Genomic DNA, 18,785 nt, shown 5'->3' on the forward strand with positions numbered 1-18,785 from the left:
TTCATAGGGAATCATATGGTTTTAAGGTTTTGTTTTTCTGTGAATTAATTATCTTATTTTTTATGATAAGGTAGTGTGTTTTTTGTTGTTTTCAGGGCTTTATTGAAAGTTTTAAATGAAAAAATAAGTCAAACAGACTCAGGAAATGTTTCGTATATAGATTCTTTCTGTTATTTTAGAAATGTTGAATTAACATTTATCCATGACCCCAAAACTTTCGGTTATTTTATTGTGTTTTGCTTCATTTGCCTCAGCGCAGATGAATAAGAAAATTCATTATTTCCCTTTGGAAACTGTAAAGTTATCAGAGAGTGTTTTCAATAAAGCTATGATGGCAGACCGTCAATATCTCATGGCAATGGAACCTGACAGGCTGCTGGCTCCTTATCTTAAAGAAGCCGGGTTGAAACCCAGGGCAGATAATTATCCCAATTGGGAAAATACAGGACTGGACGGTCACATAGGAGGACATTATATTTCCGCATTATCCCTTATGTATGCTTCTACAGGAGATACTGCGATACAACAGAGAATTGATTATATGATCAATGAACTGGAACGGTGCCAGAAAACCTCTCCGGACGGATACATTTCAGGGATTCCTAACGGGAAAAAAATCTGGAAAGAAATAAAACAGGGAAATATTCGCGCTTCAGGCTTCGGTTTGAACGACCGCTGGGTACCTTTATACAATATTCACAAACTGTACTCAGGGCTGCGCGATGCGTATTGGTATGCCAAAAATGAAAAAGCAAAGGCAATGCTTGTAAAGCTTACAGATTGGATGGCAAATGAAGTTTCAACCCTTTCTGATGAACAGATACAGGATATGCTGCGCAGTGAACATGGAGGGCTCAACGAAGTTTTTGCAGATGTTTACGATATCACTCATGACCGGAAATATCTCAAACTGGCTCACCGTTTTTCCCATCAGGCTATTCTTACACCGCTTTTATCAGGAGAAGATAAATTTACAGGACTGCATGCCAATACACAGATTCCAAAAGTAATCGGCTATAAACGGATTGCCGATCTTGAGAATAATACGTCCTGGAGTAATGCCGCTGATTTTTTCTGGCATACCGTTACAGAGAAAAGATCTTCAGTTATTGGAGGTAACAGTGTCAGTGAGCATTTTAACCCCGTCAATGATTTCAGCAGCATGATAAAAAGTATTGAAGGTCCCGAAACCTGCAATACCTATAATATGCTGAAGCTTACCAAAGAGCTTTATGCAACGCAGCCCGAATCGTATTATATAGATTATTACGAAAAAGCTTTATACAATCATATTCTTTCCACAGAAAATCATGATCAGGGAGGCTTTGTGTACTTTACGCCAATGCGTCCCGGACATTACCGTGTGTATTCGCAGCCTCAGACCAGCTTCTGGTGCTGTGTAGGATCCGGAATGGAAAACCATGCCAAATATGGAGAAATGATTTATGCCCGGTCGGATAAGGATTTATATGTGAACTTATTTATCCCTTCCACATTGACATGGAAACAGCAAAAAGTAGTGCTCCGCCAGGTCAATAACTTCCCGGAAGTTCCTGAAACAACATTGATCTTTGATGCTGCAGGAAAATCAGAATTTGATGTAAAACTTAGATGTCCCGAATGGACTACACCTTCGGAAGTAAAAATTCTGATCAACGGAAAACAGGAAAAAGTACAGCGAGGTTCTGACGGTTATTTTACGCTGACTAAAAAATGGAAAAAAGGGGATGTCGTGAAAATGATTTTACCTATGCATCTTTCCGCAGAACAGCTGCCTGACCGCTCCAGTTATTATGCATTTAAATACGGCCCTGTGGTGCTTGCCGCAAAATACGGGACCGAAAACCAACAGGGACTTCTTGCGGACGATAGCAGAGGAGGCCATATTGCTCATGGTCCGCAGATTCCTTTAAACGAAATTCCTGTTATCCTCGGAAATTCTTCAGAAGTTGTCAGTCATGTTGCGCCTTTGAACAATAAACCGCTCAACTTTACCGTTACAGGTCTTTATCCATCTGAAAAATTCGGGAAAGGTTTAGATCTTGTACCGTTTTACAGTATTCAGGCAGAAAGATATATTTTGTACTGGCCTCAGGCTGACAAAAACGGAATAGAAAATATTGTGAAGCAAAGGGCAAAAGAAGAAGCAGAAACCAGAAAGCTGGATATGATCACAGCAGACAAGATCCAATTGGGAGAACAGCAGCCGGAATCAGATCACTTTATAGAAAGCAAAGACTCTGGTACGGGATATATGGAAGACCGCCATTTCCGTGATGCCAAAGGCTGGTTCAGTTACCAGATGAAAAATACCGGAAAAAATGCTTCATACCTTTACCTGCTGTACTTTGATGCGAATACCAGCCGTACGCTGCATATTGAGATCAACGGTAAAAAAATCATGGCTCAAAATCTGGAAGGAAAATCCGGAAGTTTACTCCAATATCTGATTGTTCCGATTCCGGATTCAGAAAAGAATAAAGAAAATCTTAGTGTAAAATTCCTTGCAGACGAAAAACTCATGACCGCTAAAGTCATTGAAGTCCGTTTACTGACAGAAAATTACGAAAAGAAATAAAGCTGAACCAACATTAAAAACAGATTTTTTCCATGAAGAACAGAACTTTATATTTATTATTTTTTCTTGCAGCTATTTGCAGTTTTCATGCAAAGGTAAGGCTTCCCGCATTGGTTTCAGACGGAATGATCCTTCAGAGAAATCAGGATCTTAAAATCTGGGGATATGCAGATGCAGGAGAAAAAATTACAATTAAGTTTATCAATAAAACCTATAATGCCACAGCAGACCAAAGGGGAAACTGGTCTCTTATGATTCCAAAGCTTAATGCCGGAGGTCCATATACCATGATGATTAATGAGATCACCCTTAAAGATATTCTTATTGGTGATGTATGGGTAGCCTCAGGACAATCCAATATGGAACTTCCGATGCGCAGGCTGACACCTTTGTATGAAAATGAAATTAAAAACGCCAATAATCAGAATATAAGATTCTTCACTGTTCCGCAGAAATATAATTTTAAAGCTCCGCAAAATGATCTTGACAGAGGGAAGTGGGAAAGTACCAATCCTCAGACTATTCTTGATTTTTCAGGCGTTGCTTATTTTTTTGCGAAAGAACTGAATGAAAAAAACAAAGTTCCTGTAGGAATCATTCATACCAGTCTGGGAGGTTCTCCGGTTCAGGCCTGGATGGATGAAAAATCACTGAAAAAATATCCGGAATATCTCGCTGAAGCAGAAAAATGGAAAAACGATGACCTGATACAATCTACAGAATCTCAGGAAAGATTATTAAGCAAAGCCTGGTATGCAGAGCTGGATCAGAGCGATATCGGTTTCAACCAGCACTGGGAAAAAGATAACGCCAGTGATTCCGGGTGGAAAACTATGATGGTACCAGGCTCATGGGAAGATCATGAAGGCTCGTTTGACGGTTCGGTATGGTTCCGCAAAGAAATTATTCTTCCAAAAGGAGTGGATCAGAAAACAGCATTTCTCAATCTGGGAAGGATAAAAGATGCTGATATTACTTACATTAATGGGATTAAAGTAGGAAATGTAACCTATGAATATCCGCCGAGATGGTATGACATTCCGAAAGGTGTTTTAAAAGAAGGAAAGAATATCATTACCGTAAGAGTCATCAATGGCAACGGAAAAGGACAGTTTATTGCTGATAAACCGTATTATCTGGAAATCGACGGACAAAAAACAGACCTTAAAGGCGAGTGGAAATATAAAATAGGAGCAAAAATGGAAAAAATGGCTCCCGGACAGACATTTATCCGCTGGAAACCTGTGGGACTTTACAATGCCATGATTAATCCGCTGATCAATTATAAAATCAAAGGATTTATCTGGTATCAGGGTGAAAGCAATACAGGAAAACCAAAAGAATATGGAGATTTATTGTCAACAATGATCTCAGACTGGCGCTCAAAATGGAATAAGAATGATCTGCCGTTCTTCATTGTGCAGCTGGCCAATTTCATGGAGAGAAAAGATGAACCGATTGAAAGCAACTGGGCCGAGCTGAGAGAACAACAGAGACAGGTTTCTCTTAATGTTCCTTATTCAGGACTTGCGGTAACGATTGATGTGGGAGAATGGAATGATATTCATCCGCTCAATAAAAAAGCAGTTGGTGACAGGTTAGCTTTGCAGGCCCTGAAAATTGGGGAAGGCAAAAAAATCATAGCTGACGGACCCGTTTATCAATCGATTAAGACAGAAGGAAAAACCATTATTCTATCCTTTAAACCCGGAACAGACGATCTGATACAGGGAGAACTGAATGGTTTTGCCATACAGCAGAAAGATGGCAGCTACCAATGGGCAAAAGCAGAAGCAAAAGGAAATAAAGTTAGGGTATGGAATGATCAGGTCACCAACCCTGTCAATGTACGCTACGACTGGGCAGACAACCCGGACGGCAATCTTAAAAATAAAAGCGGACTTCCGGCTTCACCTTTTACAACAGAAAAAAATTAATTTAACATAGAAAACCTTATTACAATCAATGGATCATCAGCCACAAAAAATATCGGTAATAGAAAAAGTAGGGTATAGCCTGGGAGATCTGGCAGCCAACCTTGTTTTTCAGACCTTAGTCACCTACCTGACCTATTTTTATACAGATATTTACGGACTCAAAGCAGAAGATGCTTCTGTTATCACCCTTACGGTAGGTTTAATTGCCGGGTTTGGTTTTAACCCGCTTATCGGAGCGCTGGCAGACCGTACAAGCTCACGATGGGGGAAATTCCGTCCATGGATTTTATTTACCGCTGTTCCGCTTGGTATTGCAGCACTTTTGGCCTTCAGCACGCCTCACTTTTCCTACCAGGGTAAAATGATCTATGCTGCGGTTACCTATTCATTATTATTGTTATTATATGCTTCCAATAACTTACCATATGCTGCTCTGAGCGGTGTTATCACGGGAGATATGGGAGAAAGAAACAGTATTTCTTCGTACCGTTTTGTAGCGGTGATGTTTGCCCAGTTCTTTGTACAGGTATTTATGTTGCCAATCATTCTATATGTAGGACACGGAGATAAAGCGCAGGGGATCGAGACCGTTATGACATGGCTGGCGGTGATCGGATCCGTCATGTTACTGATTACCTTTTTTACCACCAAAGAAAGAATCATTCCCAAGCCGGAGCAGAAATCAAGTCTGAAAGAGGATTTAAAAGATTTATTTCAAAACAGACCATGGATTATTATGCTTACCGTGACCGCATTTATATTCATCACGCTGGCCATGAAAGGAGGATCTTATGTATATTATTTTAACAACTATGTAGATGAGAGTGCCCTGAAGAACTTTATTTCACCTATTACAGCATTTTTTAATTCTGCAGGGATGAATTTCTTTGGGGAAGACCCGAAATCTGCCGGGTTCGGATTATTTAATGCAGGAGGAATTGTGATGATGATCGTCGGCATTACCTTCTCTAAAAAACTGGCAGACAGATTTGGAAAAAGAGATACTTTTATTGCTTCATTATTCATTTCTACATTGTTTATCCTGTTCTTTATATTTTATCCTCCAAAAGCAGTTAGAATTATGTTCCTGTCACAGATTTTACACGGATTCTTTTATGGAATCAGCACGCCGCTTTTGTGGGCAATGATTGCTGATGTGGCCGATTATTCGGAATGGAAGAACAACCGCAGGGCAACGGCTATTATTTTCTCTGCCATGATGGTAGGACTGAAAGTAGGTCTAAGCATCGGAAGTTCTCTGGTAGCTTTGATCATTGGAAAATACGGATACATTTCAGTACACGGGACCGAACAGGTGATTCAGCCTGAGACAGTGGCAGCAGGAGCGAAAATGCTTGTGAGTATCTTCCCGTCCATTCCGTTTTTCATTGCCTGCGGACTGCTTTTATTTTACAAAATCAATAAAAAAATGGAAGTTCAGATTGAAAAAGATCTGGCTGACAGAAGAAAATAAAAAAATTACTATGAAACGTATTTTAATTGGTTTGGCAGCTCTTACCGCTTCCGGGCTGTCGGCGCAGAAATCCGATGGTACTTTAAAAAAAGCATTTCAGGATAAATTCTATATCGGAACTGCCATGAGCCTTCCCCAAATTGACGGGACAGATCAGAAAGCAGTGGCGATTATCAAAAAACAATTCAGCTCTGTTGTTGCTGAAAACTGTATGAAATCTATGTTCCTGCAGCCTCAGGAAGGAAAGTTCTTCTTTGATGATGCCGATAAATTTGTTGATTTCGGGTTGAGAAACAATATGTTCATCATCGGGCATACGTTAATTTGGCATTCCCAGCTTCCAAAATGGTTTTTTACAGATAAAAATGGAAAAGATGTTTCTCCGGAAGTGTTGAAACAACGCATGAAAAACCATATTACAACCGTAGTTTCCCGTTACAAAGGAAAAGTAAAAGGATGGGATGTGGTGAATGAAGCCATTCTTGAAGACGGAACCTATAGAAAAAGTAAATTTCACGAAATCCTGGGTGAAGATTTTATCCCTTTGGCATTTCAGTATGCACAGGAAGCCGATCCCAATGCAGAATTATACTACAACGATTATAATGAATGGTATCCTGAAAAGGTAAAAACAGTCATTGCAATGGTTGAAAAACTTAAATCAAGAGGAATCCGTATTGATGGAGTAGGAATGCAGGCCCATGTCGGAATGGATAACCCTTCTATCGATGAATATGGAAAAGCAATTCTGGCCTATTCCAATGCCGGAGTTAAAGTCAATATTACGGAGCTGGAAATTAGTGCACTGCCTTCTCCGTGGGGCAGTTCTGCCAATGTTTCAGATACCGTTGCTTATCAGAAAGAAATGAATCCTTACACCAAAGGACTTCCCAAAGAAGTAGAAATGAAATGGGAAAACCGTTACCTTGATTTCTTTGGTTTGTTCTTACAACATAAAGATAAAATAAGAAGAGTAACCTTATGGGGAGTTACCGATAAGCAGTCCTGGAAAAACGATTTCCCGGTAAAAGGAAGAACAGATTACCCGTTACTGTTTGATAGGAAAGACCAGGAGAAACCTGTGGTACAAAAAATAATAAAACTGGCAGAGAAAAATTAAAATCAATAGAATTTTTACTTAATGAAAAAATCAAAATATTTATTCCCGGAAGATTATATGGCAGATCCTTCCGTTCATGTTTTTGAAGATAAAATCTATATCTATCCTTCTCACGACCGCGAAAGCGGAATTGAAGAAAACGATAACGGAGACCATTTTGACATGAATGATTACCATGTTTTCTCAATGGATGATGTGGACAGCGGAGAAATTAAAGATCATGGCGTAGTCCTTTCGGTAAAAGATATTCCATGGGCGGGAAGACAGCTTTGGGATTGCGATGTTGCCTTTAAAGACGGAAAGTATTATATGTACTTTCCCCTGAAAGATCAGAATGACATTTTCAGAATCGGGGTTGCTGTGAGTGACAAACCTTACGGACCTTTCATCCCTGAAAAACATCCGATGATGGGAAGTTACAGCATCGATCCCTGCATTTTTGAAGATAAAGGAAAATATTATATGTATTTCGGAGGGATCTGGGGCGGACAATTACAGCGCTACAGAGATAATAAAGCACTTGAATCTGCTGTAATTCCCGAAAATAATGAACCTGCAATCCACTCAAAGGTGGCTCTGCTGAGCGATGATATGCTTGAATTTGCGGAAGCTCCTAAAGACGTTGTCATCATTGATGAAAACGGAAAACCTCTGCTTCATGGTGACAAACACCGTTTTTTTGAAGCATCATGGATGCATCAATATAATGGTAAATATTATTTCTCTTATTCTACAGGAGACACCCACCTGATTTGCTATGCAACCGGGGATAATCCTTACGGTCCGTTTACTTTTCAGGGAGAAATTCTTACTCCGGTGGTAGGATGGACTACCCATCACAGCATCGTGGAGTTTAAAGGGAAATGGTATCTTTTTTTCCATGATTCTGTTCCGAGTGGCGGTAAAACCTGGCTGAGAAGCATGAAAGTGATTGAACTGGAATACGATAACGAAGGCAAAATCAAAACGATTGAAGGTCTTGATGACCAGTCATAGCCATATTTAATAATTTAAAATTTTTCAATGCGATATCTGAGATTCAATATTCTATTTTTTCTGATATTTCCTTTACTGGTTTTCGCGGAGGACGGAAGTCAGCTCTGGCTTCGGTTTCCTGCAAAAAACGGAATATCGGCAGATCAAATTATTTCCAAAGGCAGCAGTCCAACCCTGAATATTGCCAGAAAAGAGCTGAGCGGCCACTGGCAGGGACAGACGGTGGAACTTCGTACCGAAAACAAAGAAAAAAACCTGAAAGACGGTTACAGGATTGTTTCCACGCCTGAAAAAATTGTTATTTCTGCAGGTAAAGAAATAGGACTGTTGTATGGAGTCTATCATATTTTAAGATTACAGCAGACAAAAGCCGACCTGTCTCATTTAAATACTGTTGAAAAACCATCATACGATGTAAGGGTTCTGGATCATTGGGATAATCTGGATGGAAGTATTGAAAGAGGATACGCCGGAAGATCACTCTGGAAATGGGAAGATTTACCCGGTAAAATTTCTCCGCGCTATGAAGAATATGCAAGAGCGAATGCTTCTGTAGGAATTAATTCCGTTGTTTTGAATAATGTGAACGCATCACCCAATATGCTTAGGGAAGATTATCTTAAAAAAGTAAAGGTTCTGGCTGAAATTTTCAGGCCTTATGGCATCAAGGTATATCTTTCTGTGAATTTTTCTTCACCAAAAGTGCTGGGCGGATTACAAAATTCAGATCCGTTGAGTAAAGACGTAAAAAAATGGTGGAAAGATAAAGCTGCTGAAATTTACAGGTTAATTCCCGATTTCGGCGGATTTTTGGTGAAAGCCAACTCCGAAGGGCAGCCGGGTCCTCAGGATTATGGAAGAACCCATGCAGACGGAGCCAATATGATGGCCGATGCCCTGAAACCTTACAATGGGATCGTCATGTGGAGAGCCTTTGTCTACAGCCCGAGCAAAGACGACAGAGCCAAACAGGCTTATCTTGAGTTTGTTCCTCTGGACGGTAAATTCAGGGATAATGTGATTATTCAGATCAAAAATGGTCCGGTTGATTTTCAGCCTCGCGAAGCGTTCAATCCACTCTTCGGAGCTTTAAGAAAAACTTCTGAAATGGTGGAATTTCAGATCACCCAGGAATATCTGGGCTTTTCAAATCATCTCGTTTTCCTGGCTCCATTATTCAAAGAAACATTGGATAGCGACACTTATTCTGACGGACAGGGGTCCACGATTGCTAAAATTACAGACGGCACCTTAAGACCTGCAAAATTGACAGCCATTTCAGCCGTTGCCAATATCGGGGAAGACACGAACTGGACCGGACATCATTTTGCACAGACCAACTGGTATGCATTCGGGAGATTAGCATGGAATCACGAGCTGAGCTCAGAGCAGATCGCAGATGAATGGATTAAAATGACCTTCACAGACGATCAGAACTTCCTGAATCCGGTAAAAGAAATGATGCTTTCTTCCAGAGAAACTGCTGTGGATTATATGATGCCTTTAGGACTTCATCATATCTTTGCGGGAGGACATCACTACGGCCCTGAACCGTGGGGAGATTATAAAGGCGGAAGACCGGACTGGTCACCTGTCTATTACCATCAGGCTGATGCTAAAGGAGTAGGTTTTGACAGGACAAAAACAGGAAGTAATGCTGTTTCACAGTATTTTCCGCCACTGAATGAAAGGTATGGAAATATCTCAATCTGCCCGGAGAATCTTATTCTTTGGTTTCATCATGTTCCGTGGGATTATACAATGAAAGATGGAAAAACCCTATGGGATGAGCTGTGCTATACGTATGATTCAGGAGTAAAAAAAGTAAGGGATTATCAGAAAACCTGGGATAGAATGGAACCTTATATTGATGAACAGAGATTTGCCGATGTTCAGTCAAAACTTAGAATTCAATCTAAAGATGCGGTATGGTGGAAAGACGCCTGCCTGTTGTATTTCCAGACTTTTTCCAAAAAGCCGATACCGTATGATATAGAACGTCCTGTTCACGAACTGGAAGATCTGAAGAAGATTAAACTGAACATGGGCCATCACAATTAAAAAATGAGGCAGCTCTTTTTCTGTTAGGAAATGGAGCTGCCTCAAAACAATAAACTGTAAGTAAAATTTTAATCCAAAATAATTGGAATGATCGATAGGTCAATCTATCTGTATATATTCCGTTTTATCGGAGAGAAATTATCTTATTAAAAACATTTCCGTTTTCTTCAACCTGGATAATATACTGATCTGCTGTTTTAGGATCAAGATCAAAAGTGATATCCACTTTGCCGTCAGCATATTTTTTGTTCGAAGTATAATATGTTGTATTGGAAAGATCATATACTGAAATGCTTATCGGCCCTTTTACATCAGACATGTGAAGTTTGGCCATATGACCGGAAATCGTATATTCAGGCTTATACACAGCGCTTACAGGTGTTTTTTCCACCTCCATTACATTCTCAGAATTAATTTTTATCTTGTATTTTTCAATCTTTGCTTCTGATTCTGCTACCAGATAATACGTTCCGGGTGTAAAACTCTGGAAGTCATAAGTCTTGATTACATGATCTCCATCGGCAAGATTTTCGGAAAATAGTTCGTCATGTGCAGTGTTATAAACAAAAACAGAAACACTTTTAGCATTTGAAAGCTCAAAATTCAAGGTTTTGTCTTGTACGTTTCCAAAGGAAAGGGAAAAATCTCTGTCCTTACTCATTACATTTGCTGAGAACAATAAGGCTCCTGCAAAAAATACGGCTTTTAATAATGTGCTCATGGGTTAAGGCTTTTAGGATTAATACTGCAAAGCTATGGCAGCAATAATTCTCAGGCTATAATTAAATTTTCATATTAATGTACTATATTAACCTTTTTTAATGATATTAATGTATTATTTGTTAATTTTGCATATGAAATTATTTGTATTTGGCCTATGAAACATGTAAATCCTTCTTTTGAGGCGGTAAGACCTACTATAGGAAGCAGTTTTACCAGCCTTAAATTTCTGACTAATGAAAATATAAAATCACATGTCTGGCATTACCATCCCGAGGTTGAGCTGATTTTTGTATGCAAAGGTTCCGGGAAAAGACAGATCGGAAGCAGTATCACTTATTTTTCTGAAGGAGATCTTGTACTGATAGGAAGCAATCTTCCGCATTGCGGACTGACCAATGAAAGTACACATAATGAGTATGAAATGGTGATTCAGTTTAAGCCTGATTTTTTAGGAGAACCGATCTGGAATATTCCTGAAATGCAAAGGATTTCGGCACTGCTTGAAAAATCAAAGGCAGGAATCGTATTCGGGGAAGAAGTGAAGAAAACAATCGGGAAAGAGATTACGGAGATGCATGAAGCTTCCTCCCTCGACAAGCTGTGCAGATTTCTGAAAATATTGGATGAACTGTCTGTGACTCAGGATTACAGGATTTTAAATGCAGGAAAATATTACCTTCAGACACAGGTTGAAGACAATGAAAGAATCAATCTTATATTCAATTACGTTAAAGATCATTTCAAAGAAGCCATAACCCTTGAAGAAGTGGCTGATCTTGCCAATATGAAAGTACCGTCTTTTTGCCGGTATTTTAAAAAAATTACCAATAAAACCTTTACGCAGTTTGTTAACGAATACAGAATTACCCATGCCCTCAAACTTCTGGCAGAACAGCCTTTGAGTATTACGGAAGTTTGCTTTGAATCGGGGTTTAATAACTTCAGTTATTTTAACAGGACTTTTAAAGAATATATCCAAAAAAGCCCCTCACAATACCGTAAAGAATTTAATTATTTCATGGAGTAGTTGATAAGCTGATCTAAAATTTCTGTGAAGCATTATGATGTATTAAAATATAAGTGTATATTTAACATTTATAAGTAAAATTCATAAACGTATGATTCTGTGTTATAAACTCAGTAGTTTTATCCGTAAAACCACCAGGATCTGTTTTGTCAGATAAGATTAATATGCATGAACAATTAATTAAACCAACCCTACAAAAGTTTAGGACCGAATTCAAAGAAGAGCCAGAACACATTTTCCTTTCTCCCGGCAGAATTAATATTATCGGCGAGCATGTAGACTATAGCGATGGCTTTGTATTGCCGGCTGCTATAGATAAATACATCTGTTTTGCTGTCCGTAAACTCCCTCAGACAAACCTTTGTACCATCATAGCTAAGGATCTCGGAGAAGAATATACATTTGATGTCACAGCGGAGATAAAACCGGTACGGCAAATGTGGGCAAACTATATTCTGGGCGTTTTCAGTCAGCTGCAGAAACCCGAAAATCAATTTTGCGGAATGGAAATTGTTTTCAGTAGCACCATCCCGATGGGATCCGGACTTTCCTCTTCGGCAGCTCTTGAATGCGGTTTTGCGTATATCCTTAATGAACTTTTTGATCTCCGGCTGTCAAAAAAAGAGATTGCCGTGATCGGGCAAAAATCCGAACATACTTTTGCAGGAGTTCAGTGCGGAATTATGGATCAGTTTGCCTCCATTTTCGGTAAAGAAAATAAAGTGATTATGCTCGACTGTCATTCCCTGGAACATCAATATTTTGATGCTGACCTCAAGGGATACAGCCTTTTGCTTTTCGACAGCTGCGTGAAGCATACCCACTTGACATCCGGCTATAACGAAAGACGCAAAGATGTTGAGCATGGTAAAAAAGTTTTATGGAAAAATTTTCCGGAAATCGAAAAATTCAGGGATTTTACGTTGGCAATGCTTGATCATGTAAGAGAAGAAATGGGAAGTATTTCATATAAAAGATGCCTCTATATTCTGAAAGAAATCAAAAGAGTGGACATGGCAGCAAAAGCTATTTCAGAAGGGAATATTGAATATCTGGGAACACTTCTTACGGAAACCCACGCCGGGCTGTCCACTGAATTTGAGGTCAGCTGCGATGAACTTGATTTTTTGGTTGAAAACACATTGCAGCATGAAGGTGTGCTGGGAGCAAGAATGATGGGAGGAGGCTTTGGTGGCTGCAGCATCAACCTGATTCAGGAAGATAAAGCTGAAGAAGTGATTAAAAATATCAGTAAAAAATATCTGGAAAGTTTTAATATCCAAATGAAAGTTTATCAGGTTAAAATTTCAGACGGGATAAAAGAATACACCAATGAATACATTATTTGACCCTAAAAAACATCCCCACAGAAGATACAATCCTCTTTTGGATGAATGGATACTCGTTTCCCCACAACGGGCAAACCGTCCATGGCAGGGGCAGAGAGAAGAAACAGTAGCAGAAAACCGTCCTGAATATGACCCGCATTGCTATCTCTGTTCAGGAAATATTCGTGCTAACGGAGACCGAAACCCTGAATATAAAGGAACCTATGTCTTTAACAATGACTTTGGAGCATTACTAAATCAAGAAATTGATTTTTCTGAGCAACAGTCAGGATTTTTTACCCTTCTTCCGGAACGCGGCATCAACAGGGTCGTTTGTTTTTCTGAAAATCACAGCCTTACCTTACCGGAAATGTCTGTGGAACACATCAAAAATGTAGTGGATGTATGGCAGGAACAATTCAATGAGCTGGCCGCTCTCGACCATATCAATTATGTTCAGATTTTTGAAAATAAAGGAAGCATCATGGGTTGCAGCAACCCTCATCCGCACGGTCAGATATGGGCGCAGTCGTCCATTCCGGCAATGGTTCAGAAAACCCAGAATCAGCTGAAATCGTATTTTGAAAAGAATAAAAGAACATTGCTGGAAGACTATCTTGAGCAGGAAATCGCAGCTGGCGAACGCATCGTCACAGAAAATGAACACTTTGCCGCATTGGTGCCGTTTTGGGCATCGTGGCCTTATGAAACAATGATGATCAGCAAACAGAAAAGAGAAAATATTGCGGCATTTTCTGAAGCGGAAAAAGAATCTTTTGCATCAGTACTCAAGGATCTGACCACAATATATGACAACCTTTTTGAAACGTCATTTCCTTATTCTGCGGGAATTCACCAATCTCCGACAGATGGTAAAGAACATCCGGAATGGCATTTTCATATGCACTTTTATCCTCCGCTGCTCAGAAGTGCGGAAGTAAAAAAATTTATGGTAGGATATGAAATGCTTGCAGAGCCTCAGCGGGACATCACCCCGGAACAGAGTGCCGCAATATTAAGAAACCTTCCCACCATTCATTATAAGAAAAAATAATAAAATCAATATCTTTGAAAAGAATAAGCAGAATTATGATTCTGCAATATACAGAATATCGTTTTTCCCAATAAAATTATGGAAGAGATTAAATTAATTGTGACGGACATGGATGGGACGTTTCTCAACTCCAGCCATGAAATGAGCCCTGAGTTTTCAGAAGTTTATAAAGAACTGAAAAAAAGAAATATTGTATTTGTGCCGGCAAGCGGAAGACAGATGCCGGGAATTACCCATTATTTCGGAGAAATAGAAAGTGAGATCGGTTTTATTGCTGAAAACGGAGGTTATGTCATCTATAAAGATCAGGAACTTTTTGCCGACACACTGGAATACAAATATATCGTTGAAATTATTAAAGCGGTCCGTGAAATACCGGGTGCCAAAGCCGTATTATCAGCCAAAAAGATGGCGTATTATGAAACTGAAGATCAGCAGTTTGTGGATTTTTTCTCAAAGTACTATACTGAAAATATGAAAAAAGACGATCTTACAGAAAGAATTGATGATACCGCCTTTAAGATAGCAGTTTATCACCCGGATGGCTCGGAAAAATATCTGTATCCAGCACTGAAAAAATTTGAAGAATTCGGGTTGGAAATAGTGGTTTCAGGAGCGCATTGGCTGGATGTTATGAATAAGGATATCAATAAAGGAAATGCGCTGAAAATCCTTCAGAAATCGCTGGGAATCTCACCTGAAAATACGATGGCTTTCGGAGACTATATGAACGATATAGAAATGCTTAAGAATGCCAAATATTCTTACGCTATGCAAAATGCCCATCCGAATGTAAAACAGGTAGCCAATTTTGAAGCATGCACCAATGACAGCTTCGGAGTTCTGAAAACGATTAAGGATTATCTGCATTTGAATTAGTACATCCATATAACACCAATTAAACTAATAATATGAATACATCAACCGGCAGAAAGCCCGCCAAAACATGCTATGAGCATATCGGTGGAAAACTGGGACAGCTTCTTTTAGAACAATTCGTTGAGAAAGGCTGGATTGCCAAAGAAAATCCTGCAGACCGTCACTATTATATTACAGAGAAAGGACAGGAAGAATTTACAAAACTGGGTCTTGATCTGTCACAAATAAAGGCAGAATAACGGCTCATCATAGCTTTTCGGTATTACAAATAGTATATATTTAAAAAATCAGACGTGAGTCTGATTTTTTTGTTTTTAATTGTATGTAAGTATGAATTTTAGATTTGTACCGCATGTTTTTGGATGTTTTATATGCTTACATTTCTATGTTTTTTATATAAATAGTAATGGGTGAATTATAATAATACGATATTTCGTAGTATTATTTACTGGTTGTTTTTAATAATGTATTGAAAATCAATTGATTTGTTGTTTTGGGTTGTTTTTTGGCATTATGCTCATAAGTTTAATTCAAAAAATAGTACAACAATGAGCACATTAACATTAAAAGACGGAACAGAAATTTTTTACAAAGATCAGGGAGAAGGACCTGTATTAATGTTTCACCACGGATGGCCTCTATCATCAGACGATTGGGATGCACAGGTGATTTTCTTTTTACAGAAAGGCTACAGAGTGGTTACCCACGACAGAAGAGGCCACGGGCGTTCCAGCCAGAATATCTACAACCACACTATTGAACAATATGCTTCTGATGCTGCAGAACTGGTTGAATTCTTAGATCTGAAAGATGTTGTCCACATCGGGCATTCAACAGGCGGTGGTGAAGTGATCCGTTATGTTAACAAATATGCAAACGGGAGAGCTAAGAAAGCGGTTCTGATCAGCGCCATTCCACCGGTAATGGTGAAGAGTGAGAATAATCCTGACGGCGTTCCTATGGAAGTTTTCGACAATATCAGAGAACAGACGATGAACAACAGAAATCAGTTTTATTATGATCTTACTATTCCGTTCTATGGCTACAACAGGGAAGGTGCTGATGTAAAAGACGGAATACAGAGAAACTGGTGGAGACAGGGATTAATGGGAGGAATTGTTGCTCATTATGATGGGATCAAAGCCTTTTCTGAAACCGATTTAACCGAAGATTTAAAAGCAGTTGACATTCCTGTTCTGGTGATGCATGGTGAAGATGACCAGATTGTACCGATTGAAAATTCAGCGATAAAATCAGCCAAATTACTGAAGAACGGAAAGCTGATCACATATCCTGGTTTCCCTCACGGTATGCCGACTACAGAGCATCCAACCATCAACAAAGATATTTTAGCTTTTATCACAGAATAATCAGCATTCCATTCAAATCCAAAAAATATGGAAAACTCAAAAACTCACGAACCGGCATTCAATCCTGAAGATTTTGCTATTGTTCTGGCCCGTACGTTCGATGAACTGAAAGTAGGTGAAGTGTTCAGAGCGCCAAGCAGGACTCTTACCGATGCACATGCTTCAGCTTTTCAAACGGTTTCCTGTGATAATCATCCGATTCATTACGATGTGGAATATGCAAAAAGATACGGCCATGAAGCTCCGGTAGTTCACGGGTTGCAGGTATTGGCTTTTACCGCACCAGGTGCCACTCTTTTGCCTCATTACTTCGGAAGTGTTTTTATTGCTTTTTTAGAATTATCATGTCATTTTTTGAAAGAGGTACATTCAGGAGATACGCTGTATTCTTCGTTGGAAATTACCGATTTAACGCCACAGGAAGACAAAGGTATAGTGACCACAAAAGTGAGAGTCTATAACCAAAAATCTGAACTCGTTCTTGAAGGGCAGCATAAATATTTACTAAAAAGATAATTTCTTTTTTGAATCTGCTGTCTTCTTTTTATATGGAGAACCTTTTAGGGAAGGCAGCTGATTCAATACCACTTTGACATGTTTACAATAAATCTGTCAAAAAATCAGCCATTAAATATCATCATTATGAAACTAAAATCAATTCTTGGTGCCGCCGTGCTATTGTCAACGGTATTCTTAACTGGTGCCAATGCTCAAAATACGGCAAAATCCACAAAAGCCAGAGCAGAATATATCGAAGTGGAACCTAATGTAAGGCTTCATATTTCCGACCTTGGAGAAGGTAAGCCAGTTGTTTTAATCCACGGTTATCCGGTAAGTGATGTTTCGTGGGAGTATCAGTATCTTCCTTTAATCAAAGCGGGTTATCGGGTTATAGGAATCACTCTGAGAGGGTTTGGCCAGTCGGACAAGCCTTATGGAAAATATGATTATGACCAGTTTGCTTCTGATATCAAAACTGTTTTAGACAAATTGGATATCAAAGATGCTACGTTGGGCGGCCATTCTATGGGTGGTGCGATTGCTTTGCATTACGTGGCGAAATACAACAGTGCCCATGTCAGTAAATTGGCATTGTTCGCTGCTGCTGCCCCTGTTCATACCAAAAAACCGGATTATCCTTATCCTTTATTTACGAAAGAAGACATTACCAAATGGGTAGACCTTGTAAGCGTAGACAGACCGGGATTACTGAACACGATAGGTGAAAGATTTGTTTTATCCGCAACTTCTGTTTCACCAGGTGTAGGTACCTGGCTGGGAGGGATTGAAATGCAGTCCTCCGCTTATGCAATGGAGCAGGCTTTAATCGCTTTAAGAGACGAAGACCTTCGTGGAGATTTACCCAAAATCAAGATTCCGACCCTTATCATGCAGGCAAAACAGGACAGGATAGTGGCTTATGCTTTAGCAGAGCAAATGAACAAAGCTATTAAAGGATCCAAGCTTATTCCTTTTGAAAACAGCGGACATGCACTGTTCCTCGAAGAAAAAGACAAATTCAATGAAGAATTATTAAAATTTCTTAAGCAATAAAATTCAAACTAAATAACATCTAAATAAACTTTATGAAACCATCATCAAAACTACTTTCTCCTGAAAACCATGCACTGGTATTAATTGATTTTGAAGGACAAATGGCATTTGCCACCAAAAGTATCTCCATGAATGAGCTGCGCAATAACGTTGCAGTACTGTGTGGAGCTTCTAAAATATTCAATGTTCCGACTATCGTTACCACAGTTGCCGAACAAAGTTTTTCAGGTCCCGTTTTCCCTGAAATTGAGGAAGCATTTCCTATGGCAACTTCAGGATATATCGACAGAACAACGATGAATACATGGGAAGATGAAGCCGCATATAAAGCTATTACAGCAACCCAGAAGCAAAAACTGGTTTTCGCGGGGCTTTGGACAGGTGTCTGTATCGTAGGACCAGCTTTGTCTGCACTTGAGGAGGGCTATGACGTGTATGTCATTACCGACGCCTGTGGTGATGTAAGCGATGAAGCGCACGAAAGAGCGGTACAGAGAATGATCCATTCAGGAGTAAAGCCCATGACTTCCATTCAGTATATCCTGGAACTTCAGAGAGACTGGGCACGCCAGGAAACCTATGGTCCTGTAACTGACCTTATGAAAAAATATGGCAGTTCTTACGGATTAGGGATCCACTATGCTCACCATATGCTGAACCATTAAAATCTATATACCATTTTCA

The 18,785-nt window shown here is 39.4% G+C and carries 16 protein-coding genes; 15 read left to right on the forward strand and 1 reads right to left on the reverse strand.

Annotated elements, in window-relative coordinates:
• Positions 1-202: 202 nt before the first annotated feature.
• The 6 genes from FFS26_RS03855 to FFS26_RS03880 are packed head-to-tail and all read left to right on the forward strand — an operon-like array spanning position 203 to position 10,166.
• A complete protein-coding gene (locus FFS26_RS03855; RefSeq protein ID WP_137904333.1) occupies positions 203-2,578 on the forward strand; it encodes a glycoside hydrolase family 127 protein in 2,376 nt (791 codons plus the stop codon).
• 32 nt (positions 2,579-2,610) lie between these two features.
• Positions 2,611-4,515, forward strand: coding sequence for a sialate O-acetylesterase (locus FFS26_RS03860; protein ID WP_137904334.1), 1,905 nt, complete (start codon positions 2,611-2,613; stop codon positions 4,513-4,515).
• Positions 4,516-4,543: 28 nt separating this feature from the next.
• Positions 4,544-5,989 carry an MFS transporter gene (locus tag FFS26_RS03865; protein WP_137904335.1) on the forward strand — a complete coding sequence of 482 codons (1,446 nt, stop codon included), beginning with the start codon at positions 4,544-4,546 and terminating at the stop codon, positions 5,987-5,989.
• A 10-nt stretch (positions 5,990-5,999) separates the two neighbouring features.
• Positions 6,000-7,109, forward strand: coding sequence for an endo-1,4-beta-xylanase (locus FFS26_RS03870; protein WP_137904336.1), 1,110 nt, complete (start codon positions 6,000-6,002; stop codon positions 7,107-7,109).
• 21 nt (positions 7,110-7,130) lie between these two features.
• Positions 7,131-8,105, forward strand: coding sequence for a glycoside hydrolase family 43 protein (locus FFS26_RS03875; RefSeq protein WP_137904337.1), 975 nt, complete (start codon positions 7,131-7,133; stop codon positions 8,103-8,105).
• 27 nt (positions 8,106-8,132) lie between these two features.
• Positions 8,133-10,166, forward strand: a complete 2,034-nt coding sequence (locus FFS26_RS03880; protein WP_137904338.1) for an alpha-glucuronidase — start codon at positions 8,133-8,135, stop codon at positions 10,164-10,166.
• 124 nt (positions 10,167-10,290) lie between these two features.
• On the opposite strand, the gene FFS26_RS03885 is transcribed toward FFS26_RS03880, so the two are convergent.
• On the reverse strand, positions 10,291-10,887 hold the full coding sequence (locus FFS26_RS03885; RefSeq protein WP_137904339.1) for a hypothetical protein: 597 nt from the start codon (positions 10,885-10,887) through the stop codon (positions 10,291-10,293).
• A 156-nt stretch (positions 10,888-11,043) separates the two neighbouring features.
• Between FFS26_RS03885 and FFS26_RS03890 the strand changes: the two genes are divergently transcribed.
• From FFS26_RS03890 to FFS26_RS03930, 9 genes are all read left to right on the forward strand, one after another.
• Positions 11,044-11,916: an AraC family transcriptional regulator gene (locus FFS26_RS03890; RefSeq protein WP_137904340.1), complete on the forward strand. Its 873-nt coding sequence runs from the start codon at positions 11,044-11,046 to the stop codon at positions 11,914-11,916.
• Between the two features lie 164 nt (positions 11,917-12,080).
• Positions 12,081-13,265: a galactokinase gene (gene galK, locus FFS26_RS03895; RefSeq protein WP_137904341.1), complete on the forward strand. Its 1,185-nt coding sequence runs from the start codon at positions 12,081-12,083 to the stop codon at positions 13,263-13,265.
• Entirely contained in the window at positions 13,249-14,298 is a 1,050-nt protein-coding gene (locus FFS26_RS03900; protein WP_137904342.1) for a UDP-glucose--hexose-1-phosphate uridylyltransferase, read from the forward strand. The genes galK and FFS26_RS03900 overlap by 17 nt, the downstream gene beginning before the upstream one ends.
• A gap of 78 nt (positions 14,299-14,376) precedes the next feature.
• Positions 14,377-15,177, forward strand: a complete 801-nt coding sequence (locus FFS26_RS03905) for a Cof-type HAD-IIB family hydrolase (RefSeq protein WP_137904343.1) — start codon at positions 14,377-14,379, stop codon at positions 15,175-15,177.
• Between the two features lie 32 nt (positions 15,178-15,209).
• A complete protein-coding gene (locus FFS26_RS03910) occupies positions 15,210-15,416 on the forward strand; it encodes an ArsR family transcriptional regulator (RefSeq protein ID WP_110009802.1) in 207 nt (68 codons plus the stop codon).
• A 309-nt stretch (positions 15,417-15,725) separates the two neighbouring features.
• A complete protein-coding gene (locus FFS26_RS03915) occupies positions 15,726-16,547 on the forward strand; it encodes an alpha/beta fold hydrolase (protein WP_137904344.1) in 822 nt (273 codons plus the stop codon).
• 27 nt (positions 16,548-16,574) lie between these two features.
• The gene (locus tag FFS26_RS03920) at positions 16,575-17,063 is read left to right on the forward strand and encodes a MaoC family dehydratase (RefSeq protein ID WP_137904345.1); all 489 of its coding nucleotides are present in this window, start codon (positions 16,575-16,577) and stop codon (positions 17,061-17,063) included.
• A 126-nt stretch (positions 17,064-17,189) separates the two neighbouring features.
• Positions 17,190-18,101 carry an alpha/beta fold hydrolase gene (locus FFS26_RS03925; protein ID WP_110011832.1) on the forward strand — a complete coding sequence of 304 codons (912 nt, stop codon included), beginning with the start codon at positions 17,190-17,192 and terminating at the stop codon, positions 18,099-18,101.
• Between the two features lie 32 nt (positions 18,102-18,133).
• Positions 18,134-18,766, forward strand: a complete 633-nt coding sequence (locus FFS26_RS03930) for a hydrolase (RefSeq protein ID WP_110011831.1) — start codon at positions 18,134-18,136, stop codon at positions 18,764-18,766.
• Positions 18,767-18,785 lie beyond the last annotated feature (19 nt).

Source organism: Chryseobacterium sp. 2VB (assembly GCF_005503635.1).
In the GTDB taxonomy this organism is placed as follows: domain Bacteria; phylum Bacteroidota; class Bacteroidia; order Flavobacteriales; family Weeksellaceae; genus Chryseobacterium; species Chryseobacterium cupriresistens.

Bases quoted from the DNA above. Each gene is read 5' to 3' on its own strand.
- FFS26_RS03900 (WP_137904342.1), top strand. From the start codon at position 13,249: ATGAATACATTATTTGACCCTAAAAAACATCCCCACAGAAGATACAAT.
- FFS26_RS03870 (WP_137904336.1), top strand. From the start codon at position 6,000: ATGAAACGTATTTTAATTGGTTTGGCAGCTCTTACCGCTTCCGGGCTG.
- FFS26_RS03865 (WP_137904335.1), top strand. From the start codon at position 4,544: ATGGATCATCAGCCACAAAAAATATCGGTAATAGAAAAAGTAGGGTAT.
- FFS26_RS03930 (WP_110011831.1), top strand. From the start codon at position 18,134: ATGAAACCATCATCAAAACTACTTTCTCCTGAAAACCATGCACTGGTA.
- FFS26_RS03875 (WP_137904337.1), top strand. From the start codon at position 7,131: ATGAAAAAATCAAAATATTTATTCCCGGAAGATTATATGGCAGATCCT.
- FFS26_RS03890 (WP_137904340.1), top strand. From the start codon at position 11,044: ATGAAACATGTAAATCCTTCTTTTGAGGCGGTAAGACCTACTATAGGA.
- FFS26_RS03880 (WP_137904338.1), top strand. From the start codon at position 8,133: ATGCGATATCTGAGATTCAATATTCTATTTTTTCTGATATTTCCTTTA.
- galK (WP_137904341.1), top strand. From the start codon at position 12,081: ATGCATGAACAATTAATTAAACCAACCCTACAAAAGTTTAGGACCGAA.
- FFS26_RS03920 (WP_137904345.1), top strand. From the start codon at position 16,575: ATGGAAAACTCAAAAACTCACGAACCGGCATTCAATCCTGAAGATTTT.
- FFS26_RS03885 (WP_137904339.1), bottom strand. From the start codon at position 10,887: ATGAGCACATTATTAAAAGCCGTATTTTTTGCAGGAGCCTTATTGTTC.
- FFS26_RS03855 (WP_137904333.1), top strand. From the start codon at position 203: ATGACCCCAAAACTTTCGGTTATTTTATTGTGTTTTGCTTCATTTGCC.
- FFS26_RS03860 (WP_137904334.1), top strand. From the start codon at position 2,611: ATGAAGAACAGAACTTTATATTTATTATTTTTTCTTGCAGCTATTTGC.
- FFS26_RS03910 (WP_110009802.1), top strand. From the start codon at position 15,210: ATGAATACATCAACCGGCAGAAAGCCCGCCAAAACATGCTATGAGCAT.
- FFS26_RS03915 (WP_137904344.1), top strand. From the start codon at position 15,726: ATGAGCACATTAACATTAAAAGACGGAACAGAAATTTTTTACAAAGAT.
- FFS26_RS03905 (WP_137904343.1), top strand. From the start codon at position 14,377: ATGGAAGAGATTAAATTAATTGTGACGGACATGGATGGGACGTTTCTC.
- FFS26_RS03925 (WP_110011832.1), top strand. From the start codon at position 17,190: ATGAAACTAAAATCAATTCTTGGTGCCGCCGTGCTATTGTCAACGGTA.